This is a genomic window from Marinomonas phycocola (assembly GCF_047525455.1).
Lineage (GTDB): Bacteria > Pseudomonadota > Gammaproteobacteria > Pseudomonadales > Marinomonadaceae > Marinomonas.
The window spans coordinates 185299-192626 of the sequence record NZ_JBLIXL010000005.1 but is presented as its reverse complement, the minus strand read 5'-3'; the positions used below and the strand labels follow the sequence as shown (position 1 = coordinate 192626).

The window sequence follows — 7328 nt, the reverse complement described above, 5'->3', positions numbered from 1 at the left end:
TGTGACTCGTTGTTCTGAGTGCTTGTCCGTGTCAGCGAGGGCGTATATTAAGGATCTACAGATTTAGTGCAACCCTTTTCTGATGTTTTTCCTGAAAAAGACCAGAAAAGATAAAAAAACATCAAATTCGTATACTTATGATACAAAACCGTCATATTACAGACACAAAAAAGGCGCCGAAGCGCCTTTTATAGTCACAACAGAGAAGTACATGTTCCTTATCTACACTCTTACTAAGTCGTTTTCTTTAATGATGCCTTACTTGCTCCTGATAAAACCAAATAAATTGCTAATACAATAACGGCTAAAGCCATAACCTAACTCATTGACACCGCCTCTCCCATAAAAGAGAAACCAATATAATGGAGAGAGCACCAACTAGCATGGAACCAGAAGCCATTTCTAATGCGGGACGTCTGACATAATATTTAACATACACAGCTAAAAGAGTTAAAAGCAGCTAACTTAATTGAAAAAGCGTCGGACGGTTACAGTTTAACCACAGATGGAAGAGCGCTCTTTAACCACTTAGAGCCACTTGGAGATTGGGCAAAAGGATGGCGCCAACCTTACAAATTTGATGAGTACAGAAAAATAGATAATACGAATAACCGACTAAAACAGAGAAGCAAAACTCTAAGATCACAAAATACGATAAAGCCCGTCGAGCTTTACCTCTCTATTTTTTTGGTTTACTAACCGTTTGAGTTTGAATACCTAAGACGCTACCACTTTTGTTATACCCGCCAAGGCATTGCCCACTTTTTCAATAACCGCTTCACAACCAACAAGGTTGTGTTTTTTCTCTAGATATTTTGGATCATTATAAGAAATCCAAACGTTTTTCGCTTCATCCTCCCAAATTAATGCTTTTTGTGGCAAATCGATTGCAATGCTTTGTGAACATGCCATCAAAGGGCTACCTACTTTAGGGTTGCCAAACAACACTAGCTCAGTATCTCTTAGTTCAATGCCCACTTTGCTCGCACCTTCAGAGTGCTTGATTCGATTAAATACCGTCATGCCTTTTTCTTTAAGGACGCCTTCCATTCGATCAGCGGTTTCTTTTACGGAATGGCTACTTTGCACATTAATCATACCATCTACTGCGAATGCTGGTGCGGATATTGATAATGCTAACAACGCTGCTGGAATCATTTTTTTCATAACTATCTCCTTGAATAAATTGTCGAACCTAATTAAGAACAGTGAAACGAACATAACTAAGACACTATGTACACCATAGGGTTCATTTTTTCCAGAAGATAAACGATAAGTTGTTTGAAAATCGTGATTCACGATATAATTTCGACTCTTTTATTTAACCTGGTATGCCTGTGAATCAGCAAATAGAGTCTATGCTCAGCAATTTATTTAATGGGTTATCCGATACTTCTCAGCCAATTTACGCCAAAGTAAAAAAAGCGATTACTTACAAGATATCCATAGGCGAATGGGAGGAGAACCAGCGCATTCCATCCGAAGCCGAAATGGTAAAAGCGCTTGGGGTAAGTCGCATGACAGTCAATCGTGCACTGAGAGAGTTGACCGCGGAAGGTCTGCTTATTCGCCAACAAGGTTTAGGAACGTTTGTTGCCAAAAAGAAAGCTCACTCTGCGTTGTTTGAAGTACATAACATAGCAGATGAAATTGCCGCTCGAGGCCACCAGCACAGAGCAGAATTACTCATTATAGAATCCGGAAGAGCGTCTGTTGAAGAAGCTATGATGTTAGGCATTCGTACCAACCATGACATTTTCCGATCCGTTGTTTTACACTTTGAAAATGCATTACCCATCCAAATTGAAGAACGCGTCGTCAATGCCACACTGGCGCCAGAATACGACCAACAAGATTTCACAAAACGAACCTCTTATGAATATTTAATGCAAGTCGCACCAATGACAGAAGGCGAACATTTAGTAGAAGCGGTGTTACCAACGTCCATTGAATGCGAACGTTTACGCATCCAAGCTCAAGAGCCTTGCTTACAAATCAAACGCCGTACATGGTCAGGCAATGACATTGTCACCGCAGCACGTTTATTGTATCCGGGCTCTCGTTTTCAATTATTTGGTCATTTTGGACGTTAGTCACAGTAGTAACGCTTTTCACTTTCCACACTTAACCTGTATCTATCAATTAACAGCAGAACGCCCCTTAAATAGACGGCAATCTCTCGATCAGTACCCTTATTTCGTGCAAAAAAGTAACTGTTGCTGATTTCACCAAATTAAGACTGTGATCGTCTTTACTTTTGATAATCTCTAATGCTTCTCCTAGCCCATTTTTCTAAGGCATTCGTAAGTACTGAACTTGATGGAATACCTGAAAATTGCCTTTATTCATCGTACATGACTTTTTTGATAACCCGAGTAAACGCCAAACGGCTAGAATCGTCTTGGTCATGCTGAAACGCTTTAATCACCTGTTTACCTGCAACAAACACATCTTTGATCATGTTTTCATTGCACGCGAATAACCAACGATTTAATACATCAGCGGGTTGGCTAGCGGCCATAAAAGGGTTTGATGCATCTAATATCATAAAGTTGGCTCGGTTCCCTACTTTCAAACCAAGTGACACATCACAGGCTTGATTCCCCCCTTGCAATGCTTGTGCAAATAGATTGTCTCCGACACTCGGCTGATTTGGGCGGTGTAAACGATTGCGCTGCTGATCTCTCAATCGCTGCCCGTATTCCAATGTGCGCAACTCGTCAACGATGGATAAGCTTACATGACTATCAGAACCCACTCCCCAACGGCCATTGGCTTTTTCAAATTCAACAGCAGGAAAGATGCCATCGCCTAAATTCGCTTCCGTTGTTAAGCACAAACCAGCGACGACATGGCTATTAGCCATGTTTCGAATTTCTTGATGATTAATATGCGTCGCATGCACCAAACACCAGCGATCATTCAATCCTACGTTGTTATGCAGCCACTCTATAGGACGCTGACCACTCCAATTCAGGCAATCTTGCACTTCTTTTTGCTGCTCTGCGATATGAATGTGCACCACTTTCTTTTGGTCAAGCGACTGCAACACGGTATTGATTTGCGGCTTTGTCACGGCACGTAACGAATGAAAGCAAATACCCAATTGATGTGACGGTTGATCCACCAGCGCCTTTTCACATGCCTGTTGCAAGTCAAGATAGGATTCGGTGGAATGTATAAAACGCAACTGACCAGCGGTTGGCTCTTGACCACCAAAACCAGAATGAGAGTAGAGTACTGGCAATAAGGTTAGACCGATACCCGACACATTCGCCGCTTCCATCAAACGAATGGCCATCTCTTCAGGTTGATCATAAGGTTTACCTTGCTGTGCATGATGCAGATAATGAAATTCACCGACTTGGGTGTAACCCGCTTTTAACATATCGATATAAAGCTGCGTCGCAATAACTTGAACATCATCTGGTGACAACTTGCGCACGATCTTATACATCAGATCACGCCAACTCCAAAAGCTATCGATCGAATTCAAACTGACCTCGGCGACACCCGCCATAATTCGCTGAAACGCATGAGAATGTACGTTTGCCATAGTCGGTAACATAGGACCATCGACATGAACCGCATTAACAGGAGGCTTACTGTTTGGTTCAATTGTCTGTAAATAGCCATTATTCACTTCGAATAGAACGTCTTTTGCCCAACCTTCATCGAGCAAGGCATGGCTAGCAAAATAATAAAAAGACTGATCGTCTGTATTCACTCTATCCACTCCCATCGCTTTATACATTCAGAATACATTTATATTTTTGAGTGTAATAGAAAACATATTGTATATACAATGTAAAAAACCTTCTATTAAAGCATGTTCATTTAACAAGATATTACATCTTTATCTAACAGTAAAAAATTCCTAAATAATGCTATTTCATGCTATTAAAATGCATTTTCATAAAAACCACTTGCAACACAGAGAATTAGATTTTATCTTGATATTAATTGTATATACATCTTAAATTATATTCTTTTCATCTCATTTTAGAGGCTATCAAAATGATCCAGAAAACACCCGCTCAAAAACGTTATCGCCAAGGCATTGTCAAAGCCGCAACAGGAACAACGCTTACTGCAAAATCGTGGTTCACTGAAGCCCCGATGCGGATGTTAATGAACAACTTAGATCCAGACGTTGCAGAAAACCCTGAAGAGTTGGTTGTTTATGGTGGTATTGGCCGTGCCGCACGTGATTGGGAAAGTTATGACAAAATTGTTGAGACATTAACCCACCTTGAAGAAGATGAAACTTTGCTAGTGCAATCAGGTAAACCGGTAGGCGTATTCAAAACGCATAGCCATGCACCCCGTGTTTTAATCGCTAACTCTAACTTGGTTCCTCACTGGGCAAATTGGGAACACTTTAATGAATTAGACGCAAAAGGGTTGGCGATGTATGGCCAAATGACGGCAGGCTCTTGGATCTACATTGGTAGCCAAGGCATCGTTCAAGGCACATACGAAACCTTCGTCGAAGCAGGACGCCAACATTTTGATGGTGATCTTACTGGTCGTTGGGTGCTCACCGCAGGCTTGGGCGGCATGGGGGGTGCGCAACCGCTCGCTGCAACCCTTGCAGGGGCGTGTTCTTTAAATATTGAATGCCAACAAACCAGCATCGACTTCCGTCTAAAAACCCGCTATCTAGACGAACAAGCAACCGATCTAGATGACGCTTTGGCGCGCATTACTAAATACACAAAAGAAGGCCAAGCCATTTCTATCGGTTTATGCGGCAATGCAGCTGACATTTTGCCAGAAATGATACGTCGTGATATTCGCCCTGATATGGTGACGGATCAAACTTCCGCACACGATCCGTTAAACGGCTACCTTCCAACAGGCATGAGCTGGGAAGAATACCGTGAAAAAGGAAAAACCCATCCAACAGAAGTTGTCAAAGCGGCAAAACAATCGATGGCGAAACACGTCAAAGCCATGCTGGCATTTCAAAAAATGGGAATTCCGACGTTTGATTATGGAAACAACATCCGTCAAATGGCATTAGAAGAAGGAATCGAAAATGCATTTGATTTCCCTGGTTTTGTCCCTGCTTATATACGTCCGCTATTTTGTCGTGGCATCGGCCCTTTCCGTTGGGCTGCATTATCAGGCGACTCTGAAGACATTTACAAAACCGATGCCAAAGTAAAAGAAGTGATTGCCGACGATGCACATCTACATCACTGGTTAGACATGGCCCATGAACGCATTCAATTCCAAGGCTTACCTGCACGTATTTGTTGGGTTGGCCTTGGCCAACGAGCGAAATTAGGTCTAGCCTTTAATGAAATGGTTCGCAGCGGGGAGCTGTCTGCTCCAATTGTTATTGGCCGTGATCATCTAGACTCTGGCTCTGTTGCCAGCCCGAACCGTGAAACGGAATCCATGCAAGATGGTTCAGATGCGGTATCAGATTGGCCTTTGTTGAATGCCCTACTAAACACTGCATCAGGTGCAACGTGGGTGTCTTTGCATCACGGCGGCGGCGTTGGTATGGGCTTCTCTCAACATTCAGGTATGGTCATTGTGTGCGATGGCAGTGACGATGCCGCAGAGCGAATTGCTCGAGTTTTAACCAATGATCCAGCAACCGGCGTGATGCGTCATGCGGATGCAGGTTATCACATTGCCATTGACTGTGCCAAAGAGCAAAACCTGCACTTGCCAATGATTACGGGCAAAAGATAAGTACGACCGCTCTGACAAATAAGAGCCCTTTATCAAAAGGCCCTCACGTATCAATGACCATTCATTAGAGGCGTAATATGTTTAAATTAATCATCAAACCGGGTCTACTCACCTTGAATGACCTTCGTCAAATCAGTCGCCGACACGTTGAATTAGCACTGGACAGCACCGCCATCCCCGCCATTCATGCCAGTACTCAGGTGGTGAATGATGTTATCGCGGAAGACCGTACTGTTTACGGAATTAACACAGGCTTTGGATTATTAGCCAATACACGCATCGCCGTAGAAGATTTAGAAGAGTTACAACGCAGCATTGTCTTGTCTCACGCAGCGGGGATCGGTGAGTTAATGGAAGACAAAACCGTTAAATTGATTATGACATTAAAAGTAAACAGCCTGGCCCGTGGCTTTTCTGGCATTCGCTTGTCTGTGATCGAAGCGTTAATCACCTTAATTAATAAACAGGTTTACCCATGCATTCCTAAAAAAGGCTCTGTTGGTGCATCAGGTGATTTGGCTCCGCTTGCACATATGAGTGTCATTCTACTCGGTGAAGGACAAGCCCGTTATAACGGTGAAATCGTTTCAGGTAAAACTGCATTAGCCATTGCTGGCTTAGAGCCTATAACACTCGCGCCAAAAGAAGGTCTCGCTCTGTTAAACGGCACCCAAGCATCAACCGCCTTTGCATTAGAAGGGTTATTTGAAGCAGAAGACTTGTTTGCATCAGCTATTACCTGTGGTGCCTTATCGGTCGAAGCGGCATTAGGCAGCCGCAGTCCATTTGATACTCGTATTCATGAAGTTCGTGGCTATAAAACTCAAATTGATGCTGCTGCAGCGTATCGTCACCTTTTAGGTGAAGCCAGTGAACTCGGTAATTCCCATGAAGGCTGTGAAAGGGTGCAAGATCCTTATTCATTGCGTTGCCAGCCTCAAGTTATGGGTGCCTGCTTAGAACAAATTCGCAACACCTCAGCCGTTTTATGCATCGAAGCCAACGCGGTTTCCGACAATCCGCTCGTGTTCGCGGAATCAGGCGACATTATTTCTGGTGGTAATTTCCACGCAGAACCCGTTGCTATGGCTGCCGATAATTTGGCCTTGGCCATTGCTGAGATCGGCAGTTTGTCAGAGCGCCGTATAGCATTGTTAATCGACAGTAACCTCAGCAAACTACCACCTTTCTTAGTCGATAATGGCGGTTTGAACTCAGGCTTTATGATCGCTCAAGTGACAGCAGCAGCATTAGCCAGTGAAAACAAAAACTATGCTCACCCAGCGTCTGTAGACAGTTTGCCTACGTCTGCCAACCAAGAAGATCATGTTTCCATGGCAACGTTTGCAGCACGCCGTCTAAAAGACATGGCCGAAAATACCCGCGGTATTTTAGCGGTTGAAATTCTGTCTGCAACACAAGGCTTGGATTTCCGTTCACCTCTTAAAACCAGTGAATTACTCGAGCAGGTTCGTGCGGAGTTAAGGGCTCGCGTTCCTTTTTACGATAAAGATCGCTATTTTTCAACGGACATTGAAAAAGCCAATACCTTGCTGATGGAAGCCGTTCACAATGACATCATGCCAACCGACTTATTACCAAGTTTCGCGGAGTAATGT

General features: G+C 43.4%; 5 protein-coding genes. 3 read left to right on the top strand and 2 right to left on the bottom strand.

Features of this window, described 5'->3' with window-relative positions:
* Positions 1-717: 717 nt before the first annotated feature.
* On the bottom strand, positions 718-1167 hold the full coding sequence (locus ACMUMJ_RS06010; protein WP_414677891.1) for a DUF302 domain-containing protein: 450 nt from the start codon (positions 1165-1167) through the stop codon (positions 718-720).
* Positions 1168-1337: 170 nt separating this feature from the next.
* Here ACMUMJ_RS06010 and hutC point away from each other — a divergent pair, with 170 nt between their 5' ends.
* Positions 1338-2093, top strand: a complete 756-nt coding sequence (gene hutC / locus ACMUMJ_RS06005; protein ID WP_414677890.1) for a histidine utilization transcriptional repressor HutC — start codon at positions 1338-1340, stop codon at positions 2091-2093.
* A gap of 248 nt (positions 2094-2341) precedes the next feature.
* Here hutC and ACMUMJ_RS06000 read toward each other — a convergent pair whose 3' ends face one another.
* Positions 2342-3727, bottom strand: a complete 1386-nt coding sequence (locus ACMUMJ_RS06000; RefSeq protein ID WP_414677888.1) for a formimidoylglutamate deiminase — start codon at positions 3725-3727, stop codon at positions 2342-2344.
* Positions 3728-4017: 290 nt separating this feature from the next.
* Between ACMUMJ_RS06000 and hutU the strand changes: the two genes are divergently transcribed.
* Entirely contained in the window at positions 4018-5709 is a 1692-nt protein-coding gene (gene hutU, locus ACMUMJ_RS05995) for a urocanate hydratase (RefSeq protein WP_414677887.1), read from the top strand.
* Between the two features lie 77 nt (positions 5710-5786).
* The gene (gene hutH / locus ACMUMJ_RS05990; RefSeq protein ID WP_414677886.1) at positions 5787-7325 is read left to right on the top strand and encodes a histidine ammonia-lyase; all 1539 of its coding nucleotides are present in this window, start codon (positions 5787-5789) and stop codon (positions 7323-7325) included.
* Positions 7326-7328: the final 3 nt, after the last annotated feature.